Source organism: Ruegeria sp. YTSA219 (assembly GCF_059609985.1).
Map to the genome: position 1 here is coordinate 1 of NZ_JBXWMT010000001.1, position 17,578 is coordinate 17,578.

A 17,578-nucleotide genomic window follows, 5' to 3' on the forward strand; every position below is an offset into this window, starting at 1 on the left:
TGGTAGCCCGTAGGGGAATCGAACCCCTCTTTCCAGGTTGAAAACCTGGCGTCCTAACCGATAGACGAACGGGCCACGCTAGCTTGTGGGGGGCCTTTTACGGTTTCACTCTGACCCCCGCAAGCCGAAAAACGCAGGGTTGTGAAAGTTTTTTGGCGGTGGCGAATGCGGCCTTAGATCGCCTCGGCGGCATCTTCCAATCTGAGTTGTACAGTTTGCCGTCCACCCCATGTGTTCACCTCAAGTCGTCCGGCGAAATGAAAGCGTGCGCCGCCGTGATTGGTCAGCCGTTCCCCCATTGGTCCGTCAAAGGCGCCAAACGCAATGGCATCCAACCCGGCACCCACCCCGTCCGACAGCGACAGCTTCAGATGGGAGTCGCCGACCCGCTTGGCAAAGCGCACTTGTAAGTCCGGAAAGGCATACCGCGGAGCCGGAGCACTGGCGCCGAAAGGCCCTGCTTTTTCAATCTGTTCAATCAGATCGACAGTGGCCGCGCCGGGCATAAGTGTGCCTTCCAGTTTCAGGTCAGCAGGGCCGGTTTGACCTGCCCCTTGTTTTGCCAGCAATTCGCTGAGCCGTTCCATCGCCGGTTCCAGCTGATCACGCATGACCGTCAGGCCAGCAGCCATCTTGTGGCCGCCGCCCTTGACCAACAGACCTTCCGCAGCCAGCCGCTGAATCGAAGCGCCCAGATCGACGCCGCTCACGGATCGGCCCGATCCTTTGCCCTCATCCCCGTCCAGACCGATGACGATGGCCGGGCGGTTGGCGGTTTCTTTGAGGCGCGACGCGACGATGCCGACAACGCCCGGATGCCAGCCTTCCCCGGCCGCCCAGACCAAGGGCGCATCAAGGCCCCGTTCTTCGGCCTGTTCCATGGCGGCTGCCCGAACCGCATTTTCAATATCGCGCCGCTCGGTGTTCAACTCGTCCAGCCGCTGCGACAGAGCCTCTGCTTCATGGGTTGAATCGGTGCTGAGCAGCCGGGCACCCAGATCGGCCTGGCCGATCCGGCCCCCTGCGTTGACGCGCGGGCCCAGCATGAACCCCAGATGATAGCTGTTGGGCGCGGAATCCATCCGCGCCACATCCGACAGCGCCACCAACCCCGGTCTTTGTCGTTGCGCCATGACCTTCAGCCCCTGACGCACAAGCGCGCGGTTTGCACCGATCAAAGGAGCCACATCCGCCACCGTGGCCAGCGCCACAAGGTCTAGCATTGCAATCAGGTCAGGCCCTTTTGCACCCGCTTCGCGCAGTTGCCGTCCGGCCTCGACCAGCATCAGGAACACGACGGCGGCGGCACAAAAATAGCCAAGATCGCCGCTTTCGTCCTGTCTGTTCGGGTTCACCACGGCCACGCAATCGGGCAAAGTTTCGCCACCAAGGTGGTGGTCCAGGACGATGACATCGGCCCCCTTTGCGGCGGCGATGGGTTCATGGCTGAGGGTTCCGCAATCGACGCAGATAATCAGATCATGCGCGGCGGCCAGTTCCTGCATCGCCGGGACGTTGGGGCCATAGCCCTCATCAATCCGGTCAGGCACATAGAGCGTCGCCTGTAGGCCCATCTGACGCAACCACGTGAGTAGCAGAGCAGCCGAACTGCCTCCGTCGACGTCATAATCGGCAAAGATCGCAATGCGCTGCTTTAGACGGACCGCAGTCAGAAAACGGGTTGCAGCGGTTTCCATGTCTTTCATCGCGCGCGGATCGGGCAACAGCTCTTTCAGTTTGGGTTCTAGAAATCCCGGAGCTTCCATTGCCGGAACACCGCGCCGGGCCAGAACCTGACAGACGGCCCGAGGCAATCCGGCTTGTTGTACTAGCACCTCGGTCGCGCGCTCTACATCCGCCGAGGGGCCGACCCAGCGACGTGCTGACAGTGAATGTTCAACCCCAAGAAAGCTCATGTCCTGCCCCTGATGTGCCAAGGCCGGACCCTCGCGGACCCGGCCTTATCATTTCTATGGATAGCCCTGCACGATGGTCAGGCGCAAGATCTTAGCCGTCGTTATGCGACCACGTCGGCGTGCGGTAGGACATGCGTCGAACCGACCCGGTTTTCGACCGCATCAACAGGGTGGTGGTTTCAACCCAACCCGGCTCGCGCTTGATGCGCGGCAGCAAAGAGCCGCCGGTGACGCCGGTTGCGGCAAAGATCACATCGGCGGTTACCATCTCATCGCGCGAATAGATGCGGTCCAGATCGGTGATGCCCGCTTTGGCGGCGCGGCCGCGTTCGTCATCATTGCGGAACAGCAGGCGGCCAAAGATCTGCCCGCCCATGCATTTCAGCGCTGCAGCGGCCAGAACACCTTCGGGGGCGCCGCCTTGGCCCATATACATGTCGATCCCGGTGACTTCGCTTTCGGCGCAGTGCATGACGCCAGCAACATCACCATCGGTGATCAGGCGGATAGATGCACCGGTTTCGCGAACTTCGGCAATCATTGCCTCATGCCGAGGGCGTTCCAGGATGCAGACGGTAATGTCGGCAGGCTCGCAATCCTTGGCCTTGGCCAGCGCTTCCACACGTTCGCGCGGGCTCATGTCCAGGCTGACAACGCCTTCAGGGAAACCCGGGCCAACGGCCAGTTTGTCCATATAAACGTCCGGTGCATGCAGCATTGATCCGCGCGGGCCCATTGCTATCACAGTTAACGCGTTGGGCATGTCCTTGGCGGTCAGCGTGGTGCCTTCCAGAGGGTCCAACGCGATGTCGACGCCGGGACCATTGCCGGACCCGACCTCCTCACCAATATACAGCATCGGTGCCTCGTCGCGCTCGCCTTCACCGATGACAACGACACCGGCGATATCCAGAAGGTTCAGCTGTTCGCGCATGGCATTCACAGCGGCCTGGTCAGCGGCCTTTTCATCACCCCGTCCAACCAGCGAAGCCGAAGCAAGCGCAGCCTGTTCCGCAACCCGCGCCAGGCCCAGAGACAACAGGCGGTCATTGAAATCAATCTTGGCAGCACTCATTTTCACTATCCTCAGGTCAGTATCGGCGTCTTGTCCGGCATAGCCTGCGTATCGTGCAGGCCGCAAGGGTCAAACCTCTTCAATCCGCAAAGCAACCGGTGTGCCCGAAACAACATCGGTCTCGTGCAGGCCCAGCAAGGCGACATCCAGCGTGGCACGGGTGGTTTTGTGGGTAACTATCAGAACCGGCGCGGTGCTTTCCGCATGGGCGTATTGGCGCATGCGATCAATCGAGACCCCGGCATCGCCCAGGATGGCCGCAACTTTGGCCAAGGCGCCGGGTTTGTCCAGCAGACCCAGACGCAAATAATAGGGGGCAGGGCGACCAGTCAGCGCTGGCACTGCGTCCTGCAACGAACTGGCAGGGCGGCCGAAAGTCGGAATCTGAAGCCCACGTGCCAGATCGCAGACATCGCCCATCACCGCGCTCGCCGTTGGACCCTCGCCAGCTCCGGGGCCACGCAGAACAACCTGCTCGACCGCGTCGCCTTCGATCACCACCATATTGGTGCCGCCTTCAAGCTGGCCCAGGGGCGAGTCACTGGGCACCAAACACGGCTGCATCCGCTGTTCAAGCCCCCGTGCCGTGCGCTGAGCCACGCCCAACAGTTTGATCCGGTATCCCATGTCATGGGCCTGGTCGATGTCATCCAGACTGATCTGCTGAATGCCTTCGATCTCGATCCCGTCGAAATTCGGTTTGGTGCCGAATGCGATCGAGGCGAGCAGCGCCAGTTTATGCGCGGCGTCTATCCCGCCCACATCCAGATTTGGATCGGCTTCAAGGTAACCCAGCTGTGCGCATTCGTCGAACAGGGCGTTATATCCCTGCCGCTGCGATTGCATCCGGGTCAGGATATAGTTGCATGTGCCATTCATCACCCCCATGACGCGGGTGATTTCGTTGCCCGCAAGTCCTTCGGTCAGGGATTTGATCACTGGAATGCCGCCAGCCACGGCCGCTTCGAAGCGGATCACACGGCCCGCGGCTTCGGCCATTTCGGCCAGTTCCTGACCGTGAATGGCCAACAGGGCCTTGTTGGCGGTGACGACATCCTTACCACTGGCTAGCGCCGCTTCGACCGAGGCTTTGGCAGGTCCGTTTTCCCCGCCCATCAGTTCAACAAAAACATCAATATCGTCGCGCTGTGCCAATGCGACAGGGTCAGTTTCCCAGGCATAATCCGACAGGTTCACACCGCGATCCTTGCCAGCATCACGCGCGGAAACCGCTGTGATCTGGATAGGACGACCCGTTCGTGCCTGCAGCAGGTCGGCATGGCGGCGCACGATCCTGACGACACCCACACCAACAGTTCCCAAGCCCGCAATTCCAAGCCGCAGCGCCTGTGTCATCCTGTGGGTTCCTTTCCGCTCGATAATCCTAATCTGGGGTGTTTCCCCGTTCCCGCTGCCTTAGCGGGTTCGGCGCCGAGGCGCAATCCGCGACACCCATGCCAGGCGACAGAAAACCTGAGGACTAATTGGTCTGAGCGTTTTGCAATGCCGTTGCCTTTTTCTTCAACGCCTTGCTGCGTTCGGTCAGTTCACTTTCGACCTCTGCCGCTTCGTACAGCGGGTCAACAGGCACAGCGAAAACATCTGCCAGTGGGGTTAACTTGGGGTAGGGGGCCGATTGCACATTTGGCCCTTCTCGGTCTTTCAACTCGGGAAAATTGGTGCATCCCAGGCAGAGCAAAACTAGGGGCAAAAGAAGAAGGGGCTTCATGATGAAACCTTATTGTGGCAACTGGCATCGGTGATGCACTTTTTGTCCGGTCGTTTCAAGCGGGCTTCTATCTGAACATCCGTTCAGATATGGTGGATACATGGCACGTACACAAGGCTCACACTCGGACATTACCGGCCCGCGTATCCGGCAGGCAGCGCTTCGGCTTTTCGCGCGCCATGGGTATGCTGCTGTTTCCATGCGGAAAATTGCGGGCGAGGTTGGGGTGCAGGCCGGGGCATTGTACAATTACACCCCGGATAAGCAGAGCCTTCTGTTCCGTTTGATGCGCGACCATATGCAGGATTTGTTGTCCGCCTATGGCGAGCAAAAGCAAACTGGCGATCCGCAGGTTGCTTTGCGTCGGTTTGTCGGATTTCACATCCGGTTCCACCTGCAGCGCCCTGACGAGGTATTCATCGCCTATATGGAACTTCGGAACCTCACACCCGAAAACTTCGCCGAAATAGAGGATCTGCGCCGCAAGTATGAAGACGGGCTTGAGGCCATTTTGCGCGAAGGTCAGCGGGCGGGTATCTTTGCGGTCGCGGATACGAAGATTGCGACATTGGCGGTCATCGCCATGCTGAACGGCGTCATGACGTGGTATCGCGCCGGTGGGCGGCTTTCGCTGGACGAGGTTGAAGCCGTCTATTGGGACATGGTCCGAAAGGCGGTGACTGCTTAAGGGGCAGTCAATGTGCCGGCCGAATAAACGTCCCGTTGCGCAATTCGCGAAAAGCCTGTTCCAGCTCGGTCCGGGTGTTCATGACGATGGGGCCGTGCCACGCGACCGGCTCATTGATCGGTGCGCCGGAAATCAGCAGGAACCGGACACCCTCCGGACCTGCCTGAACGGTCACTTCGTCACCACTCCCAAACCGAACCAGTGTTCGGTCTCCCGACATGTCACGAATGTTCACCTCTTGGCCGCCAACTTCTTTTTCCAAAAGGACCCCCGCAGGCCGCGAGGCATCAGCAAAGGCGCCCGCGCCTTCGAATACATATGCAAATGCGCGACGGTAGGTGTCTATGGGGAAGGTCTTCTTCACACCTGCCGGAATTTGGATGTCCAGATACTGAGGGTCGGCGGCGATGCCGTCGACTGGGCCTGTCTTGCCCCAAAACGTCCCCACGATCACACGGACAACGGTTCCGTCATCGTCCATGATTTCAGGGATCTCTTTGCGCGGAACGTCCTGATATCGCGGTGTTGTCATCTTTTGGGCCGCGGGTAGATTGCCCCACAGCTGAAACCCGTGCATTTGGCCGGTTTGGCTTCCCTTGGGCATTTCCTGATGCAGGATTCCGGACCCTGCCGTCATCCACTGCACATCACCCGCGCCAAGTGTTCCGTTATTGCCAAGTGAATCCGAATGCTCAACCGAGCCGGACAGGACATAGGTGATTGTCTCGATCCCGCGATGCGGATGCCATGGAAATCCAGCCTGATAATCCTGCGGGCGTTCATTGCGAAAGTCGTCGAACAGCAAAAAAGGATCCAGTTCTGACGGATCCTGAAAGCCGAAAGCGCGGTGCAGTTTAACGCCTGCCCCCTCCATCGTCGGTATGGCCTTTCGGGTTTCCAAAGTCGGTCTGAGGGACATTGCAGCGCTCCTGTTGCTATGGGGAAGATGTACCGCACCGCCATGGCGGGTCAATTTGCGCTGAAACACGCAACCTGTGCGAAATTCAGCAGGTGCGTTCGCCTCTGTTGTTTGGCTGGGAAAGTGGCTAAACCCAACTGCAAAGTGGGAGAGCAGCAAATGCAACAAGAAGTTCTGGCCGTGGTCAAAGCCTCATCACCCAGGCGGTGGATGGGTGTCGGAATGTTGTCGACCGTGGGCTTTCTGGTTGTTTTCGTCGCGCTTGCCGCGCCGCCGGAGCCATCCTGGCAGGCATTCCTGTTTGTGGTAGGCGCGGCGTCCTTTTGGCTGGCCTATCGCATGTGGCAGGCAACCTCGGATTGGATCGAGCTGACTGAGACCGAACTCAGAACCGGGGCAGGGCAGCCGATCGCCGCAATAGAAGACATTGAAACCGTCGAAAGAGGTGCGTTTGCCTTCAAGCCGTCGAATGGCTTTCTGGTAACAACCCGGCAATCAGGTGCAAATAGATGGGCGCCGGGGCTGTGGTGGCGCTTGGGACGCCGCGTTGGCATAGGCGGCATGACATCCGCCGCCGAAACCAAATTCATGTCCGAGATTTTGTCTGTGATGGTGGCAGAACGCGGCTAGGTCAGACCTTCAGCGCCACCTCGTTATTCGAAGGCGGGGTGGAAAGCACTAAGATGCCAACCCACCCTGTCCTAGTTCGTTGCGCTTTCCGCACTCGCACCGGAATCCCCTGTGCCAGGGTCCTCGATTTCACCGATCTCGCCAGACCCGTCGGGATTTTCCTCAATTTCAACAACGCCCGACACATTTGCCGCAACCTCATTGGTAAAGCGTGGGCGTGTAAAGACGAAATTTTCAAAGACGTGGTCGCCTTTGAGGAAATCTACCCCATAGATCGAGTCAAAGACCGGAATGTAAGCATTCGCCGTTTCAACAATGATCAGTGTGTCCTGGTTGGGCATAGGCGGCAGGTTATCACGCATGCGGTCAATATTGTCGTCGGTCCAGATGCTGTCGTACCCGCGCGCGGTTGACCATCTGACGTAATGACGATCATCTTCTTCGTCGAACACAACCAGCGACACGCGCAGATTCATCTGTGATCGGTTGTTGACCATCGCCACCAGCAGCGAATGCAATGAGGTGATATATGTGTCCGTGATCGTGCCGGTCTCGCGAGAGATCAAATCGCCAACCGTATATGCCGCTTTAAGGTTAGATGCGCTTTGGCGGAAGCCGTCGAAATACGTGAAGGCGCCTGTGATCGTCCACACCAGCATCGGAAAGACAAGCAAAGCCTCAACCGTGAGTACCCCACTCTCGTCTTTCGTCTTGGATTTCAGAAGATTCCGGAGCTTTGAAATGAAAAACATAGGCTTACAGAGGCTCCTGTACGAAGGCAGTCGTCGCGGTAAGTTCGATCTGGCCTGATTCATCCGACAAAATACGCCCCATCGCCGATGTAGGGAAAATCGGATCGACCTTTGCGCAGGCCCGAAGGATCATCAACTCGTTCGAAAGGCCATTTTCGAAAGCGCGAACTGGGTTCACTTCTTCAGAATTGTCAGTGCAATCCGGGACAGGCGGAAGGTTCAACCCGACAAACGCGCTTTGTTGCAGCATCTCCAGCTGCAAGTTGGTGGTACAGCGTTTGATCACTACGACGCGATCACAGATCGTACTTTTTATCTGATCATGCGTTGGGTTGGTGCCCGTGCCGAGGCGAATGTCGCGAACTGTCTGGTCCACAGCCCGCTCTAACATCGCCTGCTGCAAGGTGACCACCGAATATTCCATCGCACTCAGGATGAAGAACATGAATGCCGGGAAGATGATCACAAACTCGACGGTGACCGCCCCATCTTCCCTGCGTCTCAGGCTTCGCAGCTTTGAAACAAGGGCTCCGATCATTGGGTCAACCGCAGTTTTCTGATCGACGACGCGATAGAAGCAAATGCGTCTTCCAGGTCCAGACCGTTCACATTGTACACATGGCTGTCCGAGCTGGCACAGTCCTTGATGGTTTTGTACCCGGCTCTGGGTGCTTCGAAGGCGATGCCATAGACAATGACGCCCTCATCTTTGGCTGCGTCACAGATATGCTTGGTGCGCTGGTTCTTGGCCGAAGTTTCAACTTTGGCATACGCTTTCGAGTACCACTCGGCCCATGCACTTGACTGCCAGTAATAGTTATATCTTGCATTCCAGGCCAAAGACACACGGTTGAAGAGTTCTGGATAGGTCAGGCGAACAGCCGTACCCAATTCTTCGTTGGCTGGTGTCTCTGGATCAGGATTGCCGAACGGATGGTCCGCCCATGTGTTCTGCTGTGGCCAGAAAAAGTTAGGCTGACCCTGCGAATGGTAGACTGTGTATTCGGAGGCCTCAGCATTGTACCAGACATCCGACAAGCCCTCCCGAAGGGACGGGTTCAGCATATACTGGTCCGTGTTCTGACCGTCGGTCATTACGATTACAATTTTCAAGATGTCCGAGTTATAGTCTGACGGGCGGGTCCGGAAGTGATTTGGAACGATGTTGTCGTCAGCCAGGTCGCTCACAATGCCACGAACGCTTGGGTCCAGGAAGGCCACGCCCCATTTCATGCCGACATCTATCGAGGTGTTCCCGGTTGCAGTCAACGCCTTGATCTGTTTGGTCAATGCCTCCAGATTATCGGTAACAGGCGTAATCGCACTGCCATCGCGGACCGGGCAAACCGGTGTTCTGATCGAGCCTTCGGAATAGGTGAAGGGGTCAAAATGCGCGGTGCGTTCCAGCCTGTCATCACGCTCTAGGTCCGCGTCGCTATACTGTTCAGGGATAAAGTTCACACAATGGGAGTAGTTGTGCTCTGCTGTAACGTTGGTGAATTTGCTCAGGATGGGTTCACCCGCGTTGACCTGAGTTGCGTAAGGCACGATCGAGATCGAAATGCCCGTGCGGTTAGGATCATCTGAATCCAGCATCAGCGTGACAAATTCTGTGGCCGCATCCTGCAGAAGCGCAATTTTGCTCTTCCCGCCAGAACTCGAATAGTTGTTCATTGAGCCTGAGATGTCGAGAACCAGCGAAATTTCAACTGCTCCAATGCTTTCGACGGCTGTGCTGGCCGCGTTAGCGGTCAAGCTGTTGACGCCAGAGAAATGCATAAAGTGGGTTTTGATGGTCGCCTCGGCGGTGGCTGATACTTTACGTGATCCAAAGCCTTCTTCCACCACGACAGAAGTGATTTTGCCGCCCAGCCCGGCCTTCTCGAAATAGGCATCGACAATTTCGCGTGCGGGCTTTTTCTGATCAAGGTCAGCGGCCGCAAGAACGGCGCGGTCCAATGTCGATTGCAGATTGGCGCGGTCGCGTTCGAAATTCATTAGGTCAACGCCAGCCCCAGTCGAGGCGATGATCACCAGGAAACCCAACAATACAAAGATTGTGAATGTACCGTCTTCGCTTTTTGCGAACCGGCGCGCGCTTAGCGCGGATTTAGCGCCGCTTTTGCTTTCGCGTAGAAACTTGGGCATTTTCATCTTGCAGACCTCGCTGAGCAGACATCCAAAGCTGCTAAGGAAAAGTTAACGTATGGAAATTAACTGCGAAACGTGGCGGGAATTGGGCGAAAAGGGCCCAGTTTTGGCTGGTTTGAGGGAAATTGAGGGATAATTCCGGGCCGTTGCGCGGGGCTGTATTCGATGCGTGAACAATTCGGCGGATAATGTCTGGGTTTGGCGACTCAGCCAGAGTTCGAATATTTCCCCGTAACTTGAGATTTTATTTCTGCTTAAACATTGATCGTTTAGCAAAGGGGTGCGACAAAACGTCAGAACGCAAGTCGTTCGCCGGCACGGAGGTTTAAATGACGGCCACAAAAGAACCCAGCTTTCGAGAGAGTGTAGATCTTATGTTTAACAGGGCAGCGTCCCTGATGGATCTGCCTCCGGGCCTTGAAGAAAAGATAAGGGTCTGCAACGCCACCTACACTGTACGCTTCGGCGTCCGGCTGCGCGGTGACATACACACGTTCACCGGGTATAGGTCGGTACATTCCGAACATATGGAGCCGGTGAAAGGCGGCATTCGCTATGCTTTGGCGGTGAACCAGGACGAAGTCGAAGCGCTGGCGGCGCTGATGACCTATAAGTGCGCCCTGGTCGAAACGCCATTTGGCGGATCAAAGGGCGGCTTGTGTATAGACCCGCGCCAATACGAAGAGCATGAGCTTGAACAGATCACCCGCCGGTTCGCCTATGAGTTGGCCAAGCGCGACCTGATCAACCCGTCACAGAACGTGCCAGCCCCGGATATGGGGACGGGTGAGCGTGAAATGGCGTGGATGGCGGACCAATACGCCCGGATGAATACAACTGATATCAACGCGCGCGCCTGCGTGACAGGCAAGCCGCTGAATGCTGGCGGTATTGCCGGACGGGTCGAGGCCACGGGCCGCGGCATTCAATATGCGCTGCGCGAGTTTTTCCGCCATCCTGAGGACATTCAAAAGGCAGGGCTGTCGGGCAAGTTGGACGGCAAGCGCATTATTGTTCAGGGTCTGGGAAATGTGGGCTACCACGCTGCCAAGTTCCTGAGCGAGGAAGACGGCTCTCGTATCGTGGGCATCATTGAATGGGACGGAGCGCTGTATAATCCCGACGGGATCGACGTCGAGTCGGTTCGCCAATGGATTGTCAAGCATGGCGGCGTCAGCGATTATCCCGACGCCACCCATTCCGCCGAGGGAGGGGCCGTGCTGGAAGAAGAGTGCGACATCCTGATCCCGGCGGCGCTGGAAGGTGTGATCAACCTTGATAATGCCGATCGCATCAAGGCCCCGTTGATCATCGAAGCTGCAAACGGCCCGGTGACAGCTGGTGCAGATGAAGTTCTGCGCGATAGGGGCGTCGTGATCATTCCTGATATGTACGCAAATGCTGGCGGTGTGACCGTTTCGTATTTCGAATGGGTTAAGAACCTAAGCCATATCCGGTTTGGCCGCATGCAGCGTCGCCAGGAAGAGTCGCGGCACGAGTTGATCGTCAGTGAGCTGGAACGGCTGGACCGCTATCTGGGCGATGCCTGGTCCATGTCTCCGAACTTCAAGGCGAAATACCTGAAAGGTGCGGATGAGCTTGAGCTGGTTCGTTCGGGGCTTGATGACACCATGCGGATTGCTTACCAGTCGATGCGTGAAGTCTGGCACAGTCGCGACGATGTCGAGGATCTGAGGACCGCGGCCTACATCGTGGCCATTGACCGTGTCTCGAAAAGCTACCGCGCTAAGGGACTTTGACAATACTCTCTGCGGGCGGTTGGCATCTGATCCATCGCCCGCAGGACCAAGGCGCAACAGGGCTGCGCAAGATGCAATTCGACGATGGCGCGCATCTTCGCCCGGCAGTAGACTTCAGCGACGAGAACGAATCCCGGAGACCCCCATGTTGCGTATTGCCGTTGCGGCTATTTTACTGGCCACACCTCTGGCTGCTCAGGAAACAAAAGAACAAAGCTGCCAGCATCAGGCGGATGTCGTGGCGGCGATCCAGCAGGCGCGACTTGACCGCGTGAAGGAGCGCGACGTGCCGCAAGCCGTGGCCGATACAGGTCCGACCTGGCCCGCGAACTATAATGCCGCCATCCCGCTGATCACCCCTTGGGTCTATGAGCAGAAGATGCGCGATGTGCGCAAAAAGGATCTCGGCGCCACGTGGATGGAGCTGTGCCTGCAGCAGTAATCCAAAACCTTGTGATTTCTTTGCGGACAAACGCGCGCCTTCCCCTTGGCGCGCGTTGCCGTTTCTGTCAGGTTTAACCCATGTCATTACCACCCGGTTTTCTGGATGAGTTGCGCACCCGGCTGAGCTTGTCTCAGGTCGTCGGGCGCAAAGTCATGTGGGACGCGCGCAAGTCCAATCAGGGCAAGGGCGACATGTGGGCTCCGTGCCCGTTCCATCACGAGAAGACAGCTTCGTTCCACGTCGATGACCAAAAGGGTTTCTATTACTGCTTTGGCTGCCATGCCAAAGGGGATGCGATCAGCTTCGTGAAAGAGACCGAGAATGTCTCGTTCATCGAAGCGGTCGAAATTCTCGCGCGTGAGGCCGGAATGCCGATGCCAGAACGTGACCCCAAGGCACAAGAGAAACAGGATCGTCGCACGCAACTGGCCGAGGTGATGGAACAGGCGGTGCAGTTCTTTCGGTTGCAGCTGAAAACAGGAGCAGGTGGGGAGGCGCGCGATTATCTGGCGCGGCGCGGCTTGAAAGAGCAGGCGCTGGATCGGTGGGAAATCGGCTTTGCTCCCGACGGTTGGCAGGCGCTTTGGGATCACCTACGCGGCAAGAACGTGGCCGAAGATCTGATCCTTGGTGCGGGTCTGGCCAAACCCTCGAACAAAGGTAAAAAGCCATATGACACGTTTCGGAACCGGATCATGTATCCGATCCGGGATCCGCGCGGGCGTTGCATTGCGTTCGGTGGCCGAGCGATGGACCCCAATGACAATGCGAAATATCTGAACTCGCCCGAAACCGAACTGTTCGACAAGGGGCGCAGCCTCTATAACCAAGGCCCCGCGCGGCAGGTTGCCGGCAAAGGACAGCCATTGATCGTGGCCGAAGGATATATGGACGTGATCGCGCTTGCCGAGGCCGGTTTTGGCGCATCGGTGGCCCCATTGGGCACCGCAATCACCGAGCATCAGTTGCAACTGCTGTGGCGTATCTCGGACGAGCCGATCATTGCGCTGGATGGCGACACGGCGGGTTTGCGTGCTGCGATGCGGGCGGTCGATCTGGCCCTGCCGCTGCTTGAGGCAGGAAAGTCCTTGCGCTTTGCGCTGATGCCCGAGGGCAAAGATCCCGATGATCTGTTGCGGGCCGAAGGTCCAACGGCAGTGCAGACGGTGTTGGAAGAGGCCATGCCAATGGTCAGGCTGCTGTGGCAGCGCGAAACCGAAGGCAAGGTGTTCGACAGCCCTGAACGCAAGGCTACGTTGGAACGCACACTCCAAGAAAAGACACTGCTGATCCGAGATGGTTCAATTCGCTCTCATTACGAGCAAGAAATCAAGGATCTGTGTTGGAAACTGTTCCGCCCACAAAGGCAGAAGCAAAACCGCCCCTGGCAACCGCGCGGGAAATGGAAACCTCAGCCACAACCGGCCACACCGGGTGCGCGGGCGTCGTTCCTGGCATCGTCCGACAATGCCGATATCCAGATGCGCGAAGCCGCCATTCTGGCCATCGCCGCATTGAACCCCCAAGTCGTGGTGCAGTTTGAACACCAACTGGAAGAAATGGAGTGCCGTGACCAAGATCACGCTGGCCTGCGCGATGCCATTCTGCGGCACGCGATAGATGATCCTGAGAACCTCAAACAACATATTGCGGAAACTTTGGGACATCACGCCCTTGAAAACCTGCTGGCCCTTCGCCATGTCGCAGTGATCCCCTGCGTGAATAAACCGGGCGACGTTGAAAAGGCCGAAATGACGTTGGCCGAGGAACTCGCCAAAATCAAAGCTCTCAGGGGTCTGGACGCAGAGATTGCCGAAGCCGCAGAGGAGCTGTCTGATCTGGACGATGAAGCGTTGACCTATCGCTTGGCGCAAGCTGCCGAAGAGCGCAACAGAACAAGCCGAAGCCAGAATGAAGACAGGGCCGTTTTCGACATCGCTGACAATGGTGCGCGAATCAACCGCGACGAGAAGGATGCGTTTAAGGCAATCATGTCAGGTATCAATTTCGAGCGAAAACGCCGGTAATGTGGTGTTTTCGTAAGGCACTGGAAAAGAAAAACAGGTAAACGGGTGGCCGAATCACTTCAACGCGCTAATGATTCGGTTCAATCGAATCACCCATCCCTGCAGGAGCATTGAATGGCCGCCAATGATACAAACGAAGACAGCAAATCCGACGAGCAGGAACAGGAAATCTCGCTGGACATGAGCCAGACTCAGGTCAAGAAGATGATCGCCGAGGCCCGCGAGAAAGGTTACATCACCTACGACCAGCTCAATCAGGTCCTGCCACCTGATCAGGTCAGCTCGGAACAGATCGAAGACGTTATGTCGATGCTGTCCGAGATGGGGATCAACATCATCGAAGATGAAGAGGCGGAAGAGGAAGAGAATAAAGGCTCGACCGACCTGATCACAACGGAAAGCAACCGTGAGGTCACGCTGGCCGGTGCCGCCACCGAAAAGCTTGATCGTACCGATGACCCGGTGCGCATGTATCTGCGCGAAATGGGTTCGGTCGAACTGCTCAGCCGTGAGGGCGAGATTGCTATCGCCAAGCGGATCGAGGCTGGTCGCAATACGATGATCCTGGGGCTTTGTGAAAGCCCGCTGACCTTCCAGGCGATTACGATCTGGCATGATGAATTGCTGTCCGAAGACATTCTGCTGCGCGACGTCATTGATCTGGAGGCCACTTTCGGCAATCAGATGGACGAAGACGGCGATGTTGAAGAGCCGGTCGTCGACACTTCGACCGTGCAGGCCGCAAAGCCCGCCAAGGAAGAAGGCCCCGAGCTGGATGCCGATGGCAACCCGATTGCGACCGATGATGACGATGACGAAGACGAGCAGGCGAACATGTCGCTCGCTGCTATGGAAGCTGCTCTGAAAGATCAGGTTCTGACGACGCTCGAGCGTATTTCGACTGATTTTGCGATGCTGAGCGAAATGCAGGACAGCCGGATTTCGGCAACCCTGAACGAAGACGGCACATTCAGCGACACGGACGAAGCGACCTATCAGAAGCTGCGCGCCGAGATTGTCGAACTGGTGAACGGCCTTCATCTGCACAACAACCGGATCGATGCTTTGATCGACCAGCTCTATGGCATCAATCGTCGGATCATGTCGCTGGACAGCTCGATGGTGAAGCTGGCGGATCAGGCCCGCATCAACCGTCGCGAATTTGTTGACGCCTATCGTGGGCGTGAACTGGACCCGAACTGGCTGGCTGAGATGGCTGAAAAGCCGGGCCGGGGCTGGCAGATGTTCATCGAACGCTCGACCTCCAAGGTCGAGGAACTGCGCAACGATATGGCTCAGGTCGGGCAATATGTTGGCCTGGACATCAGCGAATTCCGCCGCATCGTACAGCAGGTCCAGAAAGGCGAGAAAGAGGCGCGCCAGGCCAAGAAAGAAATGGTCGAAGCCAACCTGCGTCTGGTGATCTCGATCGCCAAAAAATACACGAACCGTGGTCTGCAATTCCTTGATCTTATTCAGGAAGGTAACATTGGCCTGATGAAGGCCGTAGACAAGTTCGAATACCGCCGCGGGTATAAGTTCTCGACCTATGCCACCTGGTGGATCCGTCAGGCGATTACCCGGTCCATCGCGGATCAGGCACGCACGATCCGTATCCCGGTCCATATGATCGAGACGATCAACAAGTTGGTTCGGACCGGTCGTCAGATGCTGCATGAAATCGGCCGCGAGCCGACGCCGGAAGAACTGGCCGAAAAGCTGCAGATGCCGCTGGAGAAGGTCCGCAAGGTGATGAAGATCGCCAAGGAACCGATCAGCCTGGAAACGCCGATTGGCGACGAAGAAGACAGCCAGCTTGGCGATTTCATTGAGGACAAGAATGCTGTGCTGCCGCTGGACAGTGCTATTCAGGAAAACCTCAAGGAAACGACCACGCGTGTTCTGGCCTCACTTACCCCGCGGGAAGAACGGGTTCTGCGGATGCGGTTTGGCATCGGTATGAACACCGACCACACTCTGGAAGAGGTCGGCCAACAGTTCAGCGTGACGCGCGAACGTATCCGTCAGATCGAGGCGAAGGCGCTGCGAAAACTGAAACACCCCAGCAGGTCGCGAAAGTTGCGGTCGTTCCTGGATCAGTAACCCAGAAAGGCGCCTCGACCGAGGCGCCTTTTTCGTTTGAAACCACTGTTCACGGTGGCTTGTAGAAACATCAATTTGGCGAGAACTCACAAGAAGCCCGCTGCGCGTCTTCCTATATCCGCAATGTCCACTCATGGGACGGGCCGGGGCGAGGCTGCAAGGCTGACGACCCCCGGCTACCTCAAAGTTACGATCACGGGTCCAGGCGGCTGCGGAAAGCGCTGGGCGCGCGACCCGTCCACCGTTTGAAAGCGGTGGAAAAGGCGGGTTGGTCTGCGTAGCCAAGTGAGAATGCAATTTCAGATAGCTGCATACCGTTGGTGATGAAAGTTTGGGCCAGATCACAGCGCAGATCGTCTGCGATCTCTCGATAGCTTGACCCTTCATCCTTTAGCCGACGTGCAAATGTTCGCGGGCTCATGCCGAGATTGGCGGCTATGTCATCGGCTTGCGGAAAATTCCCCGGCATCGAACGTGTAATCAGACCCTCGACCTGCGCCCGCAATTTTTGCTTAGGCGAAGCCCGCTCTGCCAAGACGCGTTCCCCGTACTCAATCAGATGCTCTCGAAGCATCGGGTCATATGTGGGCACGGGAAGATCCAGAGATGAAGGCGACAGAACAATCTCTAGGTTTTCTGCTCCAAACTCTACCGAAAATCCTGCAAGCTTTTGAAATAGATTTCTTTTCTCTCCAACCTCGTGTTGAAAGCGAATTGCTATGGGGTGGAAGTCTGACTGCGTCAGGTTCCGCATTCGCGCCAGTGTCCCAAACATCAAAAACTCTGTGCGTCTGTGATACCGGGCAAAACTTGCGTCTTCCCAGTCCGCCTCGAAGGACACAAAATTCCCGGCATGGCGCAGACTGAAGGTGATTGTGGGATCTATGATGCGAGAGAAGCGGGTTGTGTTTTCAAACACCTGTCGGAGGTCACGAGAGTACTTGCTGATATAGGCCGTAATGCTAGAGGCCGAACTGACTTTTGAACCCGCATAGGCGGCAAAAGTTATGTCGCGCATAGCGTCGCAGGCATATCTGATGAACATCGCCTCAGTTTGCGCACTGTAGACTGTAGTGGGGGGAGCGATTGCCGCTCGGCTTAGACCGCTGCGTTCCAAAAGCTGGTCTGCCAACTCTGGGCCGCCCGAACGCTCATCTACCGTTCGGGTCAAGTGTTGAATTCTGGCAATATCAAGTTCCATATCCAATTCTTAATGCTTTCGCGAAAAATTTGAACCCAGTTTGCAGGAGTGCAGGCAAACCCATCTGGCAGGTTTTCACAAGTTTCTGGCACTTTTCAGCAAGGATATAGCAGCGCAAAGGCATAGTTACCCCGTGTTGTCGGGTCAGCACCTTATGGGGATGAGGGTAGAGCTCCGGTCGT

15 protein-coding genes and 1 tRNA gene are annotated in these 17,578 nt (G+C 57.0%); 6 read left to right on the plus strand and 10 right to left on the minus strand.

The features are described 5' to 3' along the window. The 5 genes from AC2FFB_RS00005 to AC2FFB_RS00025 form a co-directional block, all read right to left on the minus strand. A tRNA-Glu gene (locus AC2FFB_RS00005) sits at nt 1-75 on the minus strand. A gap of 98 nt (nt 76-173) precedes the next feature. Then, nucleotides 174-1,916, minus strand: coding sequence for a single-stranded-DNA-specific exonuclease RecJ (gene recJ, locus AC2FFB_RS00010; RefSeq protein ID WP_496713425.1), 1,743 nt, complete (start codon nt 1,914-1,916; stop codon nt 174-176). Between the two features lie 91 nt (nt 1,917-2,007). Next, nucleotides 2,008-2,991 (minus strand): class II fructose-bisphosphatase, encoded by a 984-nt coding sequence (gene glpX / locus AC2FFB_RS00015; protein ID WP_142634684.1) that lies wholly within the window; start codon nt 2,989-2,991, stop codon nt 2,008-2,010. 69 nt (nt 2,992-3,060) lie between these two features. Beyond that, a complete protein-coding gene (locus tag AC2FFB_RS00020) occupies nt 3,061-4,347 on the minus strand; it encodes a homoserine dehydrogenase (protein ID WP_142634682.1) in 1,287 nt (428 codons plus the stop codon). A 124-nt stretch (nt 4,348-4,471) separates the two neighbouring features. Then, nucleotides 4,472-4,720 carry a hypothetical protein gene (locus AC2FFB_RS00025; protein ID WP_496693330.1) on the minus strand — a complete coding sequence of 83 codons (249 nt, stop codon included), beginning with the start codon at nt 4,718-4,720 and terminating at the stop codon, nt 4,472-4,474. 100 nt (nt 4,721-4,820) lie between these two features. Here AC2FFB_RS00025 and AC2FFB_RS00030 point away from each other — a divergent pair, with 100 nt between their 5' ends. Continuing rightward, a complete protein-coding gene (locus AC2FFB_RS00030) occupies nt 4,821-5,408 on the plus strand; it encodes a TetR/AcrR family transcriptional regulator (protein WP_281972338.1) in 588 nt (195 codons plus the stop codon). A 7-nt stretch (nt 5,409-5,415) separates the two neighbouring features. On the opposite strand, the gene AC2FFB_RS00035 is transcribed toward AC2FFB_RS00030, so the two are convergent. Further along, entirely contained in the window at nt 5,416-6,327 is a 912-nt protein-coding gene (locus AC2FFB_RS00035; RefSeq protein ID WP_281972337.1) for a pirin family protein, read from the minus strand. 159 nt (nt 6,328-6,486) lie between these two features. On the opposite strand from AC2FFB_RS00035, the gene AC2FFB_RS00040 reads away from it, so the two are divergent. Further along, entirely contained in the window at nt 6,487-6,957 is a 471-nt protein-coding gene (locus tag AC2FFB_RS00040) for a hypothetical protein (RefSeq protein WP_281972336.1), read from the plus strand. Nucleotides 6,958-7,028: 71 nt separating this feature from the next. On the opposite strand, the gene AC2FFB_RS00045 is transcribed toward AC2FFB_RS00040, so the two are convergent. Genes AC2FFB_RS00045 through AC2FFB_RS00055 form a run of 3 tightly spaced genes read right to left on the minus strand, consistent with a single transcriptional unit; the run spans nt 7,029 to nt 9,857 of the window. Further along, entirely contained in the window at nt 7,029-7,709 is a 681-nt protein-coding gene (locus tag AC2FFB_RS00045) for a hypothetical protein (protein WP_142634671.1), read from the minus strand. A 4-nt stretch (nt 7,710-7,713) separates the two neighbouring features. Then, nucleotides 7,714-8,247 carry a TadE/TadG family type IV pilus assembly protein gene (locus AC2FFB_RS00050; RefSeq protein WP_142634669.1) on the minus strand — a complete coding sequence of 178 codons (534 nt, stop codon included), beginning with the start codon at nt 8,245-8,247 and terminating at the stop codon, nt 7,714-7,716. Beyond that, nucleotides 8,244-9,857: a TadE/TadG family type IV pilus assembly protein gene (locus AC2FFB_RS00055; protein WP_281994817.1), complete on the minus strand. Its 1,614-nt coding sequence runs from the start codon at nt 9,855-9,857 to the stop codon at nt 8,244-8,246. The genes AC2FFB_RS00050 and AC2FFB_RS00055 overlap by 4 nt, the downstream gene beginning before the upstream one ends. Nucleotides 9,858-10,189: 332 nt before the next feature. Here AC2FFB_RS00055 and AC2FFB_RS00060 point away from each other — a divergent pair, with 332 nt between their 5' ends. The 4 genes from AC2FFB_RS00060 (at nt 10,190) to rpoD (ending at nt 16,195) form a co-directional block, all read left to right on the plus strand. Then, the gene (locus AC2FFB_RS00060; protein ID WP_271946263.1) at nt 10,190-11,620 is read left to right on the plus strand and encodes a Glu/Leu/Phe/Val family dehydrogenase; all 1,431 of its coding nucleotides are present in this window, start codon (nt 10,190-10,192) and stop codon (nt 11,618-11,620) included. Nucleotides 11,621-11,765: 145 nt separating this feature from the next. Then, entirely contained in the window at nt 11,766-12,062 is a 297-nt protein-coding gene (locus tag AC2FFB_RS00065; protein WP_142634663.1) for a hypothetical protein, read from the plus strand. Nucleotides 12,063-12,142: 80 nt separating this feature from the next. Further along, the gene (gene dnaG / locus AC2FFB_RS00070) at nt 12,143-14,092 is read left to right on the plus strand and encodes a DNA primase (RefSeq protein ID WP_496874335.1); all 1,950 of its coding nucleotides are present in this window, start codon (nt 12,143-12,145) and stop codon (nt 14,090-14,092) included. A gap of 114 nt (nt 14,093-14,206) precedes the next feature. Beyond that, a complete protein-coding gene (gene rpoD / locus AC2FFB_RS00075) occupies nt 14,207-16,195 on the plus strand; it encodes an RNA polymerase sigma factor RpoD (protein WP_496874336.1) in 1,989 nt (662 codons plus the stop codon). Between the two features lie 193 nt (nt 16,196-16,388). On the opposite strand, the gene AC2FFB_RS00080 is transcribed toward rpoD, so the two are convergent. Continuing rightward, nucleotides 16,389-17,366, minus strand: a complete 978-nt coding sequence (locus AC2FFB_RS00080) for a helix-turn-helix domain-containing protein (RefSeq protein WP_281994815.1) — start codon at nt 17,364-17,366, stop codon at nt 16,389-16,391. Nucleotides 17,367-17,578 lie beyond the last annotated feature (212 nt).

Excerpts from the sequence above, each read along its gene's own strand:
- recJ (WP_496713425.1), bottom strand. The coding sequence starts at position 1,916 with ATGAGCTTTCTTGGGGTTGAACATTCACTGTCAGCACGTCGCTGGGTC.
- glpX (WP_142634684.1), bottom strand. The coding sequence starts at position 2,991 with ATGAGTGCTGCCAAGATTGATTTCAATGACCGCCTGTTGTCTCTGGGC.
- AC2FFB_RS00020 (WP_142634682.1), bottom strand. The coding sequence starts at position 4,347 with ATGACACAGGCGCTGCGGCTTGGAATTGCGGGCTTGGGAACTGTTGGT.
- AC2FFB_RS00025 (WP_496693330.1), bottom strand. The coding sequence starts at position 4,720 with ATGAAGCCCCTTCTTCTTTTGCCCCTAGTTTTGCTCTGCCTGGGATGC.
- AC2FFB_RS00030 (WP_281972338.1), top strand. The coding sequence starts at position 4,821 with ATGGCACGTACACAAGGCTCACACTCGGACATTACCGGCCCGCGTATC.
- AC2FFB_RS00035 (WP_281972337.1), bottom strand. The coding sequence starts at position 6,327 with ATGTCCCTCAGACCGACTTTGGAAACCCGAAAGGCCATACCGACGATG.
- AC2FFB_RS00040 (WP_281972336.1), top strand. The coding sequence starts at position 6,487 with ATGCAACAAGAAGTTCTGGCCGTGGTCAAAGCCTCATCACCCAGGCGG.
- AC2FFB_RS00045 (WP_142634671.1), bottom strand. The coding sequence starts at position 7,709 with ATGTTTTTCATTTCAAAGCTCCGGAATCTTCTGAAATCCAAGACGAAA.
- AC2FFB_RS00050 (WP_142634669.1), bottom strand. The coding sequence starts at position 8,247 with ATGATCGGAGCCCTTGTTTCAAAGCTGCGAAGCCTGAGACGCAGGGAA.
- AC2FFB_RS00055 (WP_281994817.1), bottom strand. The coding sequence starts at position 9,857 with ATGCCCAAGTTTCTACGCGAAAGCAAAAGCGGCGCTAAATCCGCGCTA.
- AC2FFB_RS00060 (WP_271946263.1), top strand. The coding sequence starts at position 10,190 with ATGACGGCCACAAAAGAACCCAGCTTTCGAGAGAGTGTAGATCTTATG.
- AC2FFB_RS00065 (WP_142634663.1), top strand. The coding sequence starts at position 11,766 with ATGTTGCGTATTGCCGTTGCGGCTATTTTACTGGCCACACCTCTGGCT.
- dnaG (WP_496874335.1), top strand. The coding sequence starts at position 12,143 with ATGTCATTACCACCCGGTTTTCTGGATGAGTTGCGCACCCGGCTGAGC.
- rpoD (WP_496874336.1), top strand. The coding sequence starts at position 14,207 with ATGGCCGCCAATGATACAAACGAAGACAGCAAATCCGACGAGCAGGAA.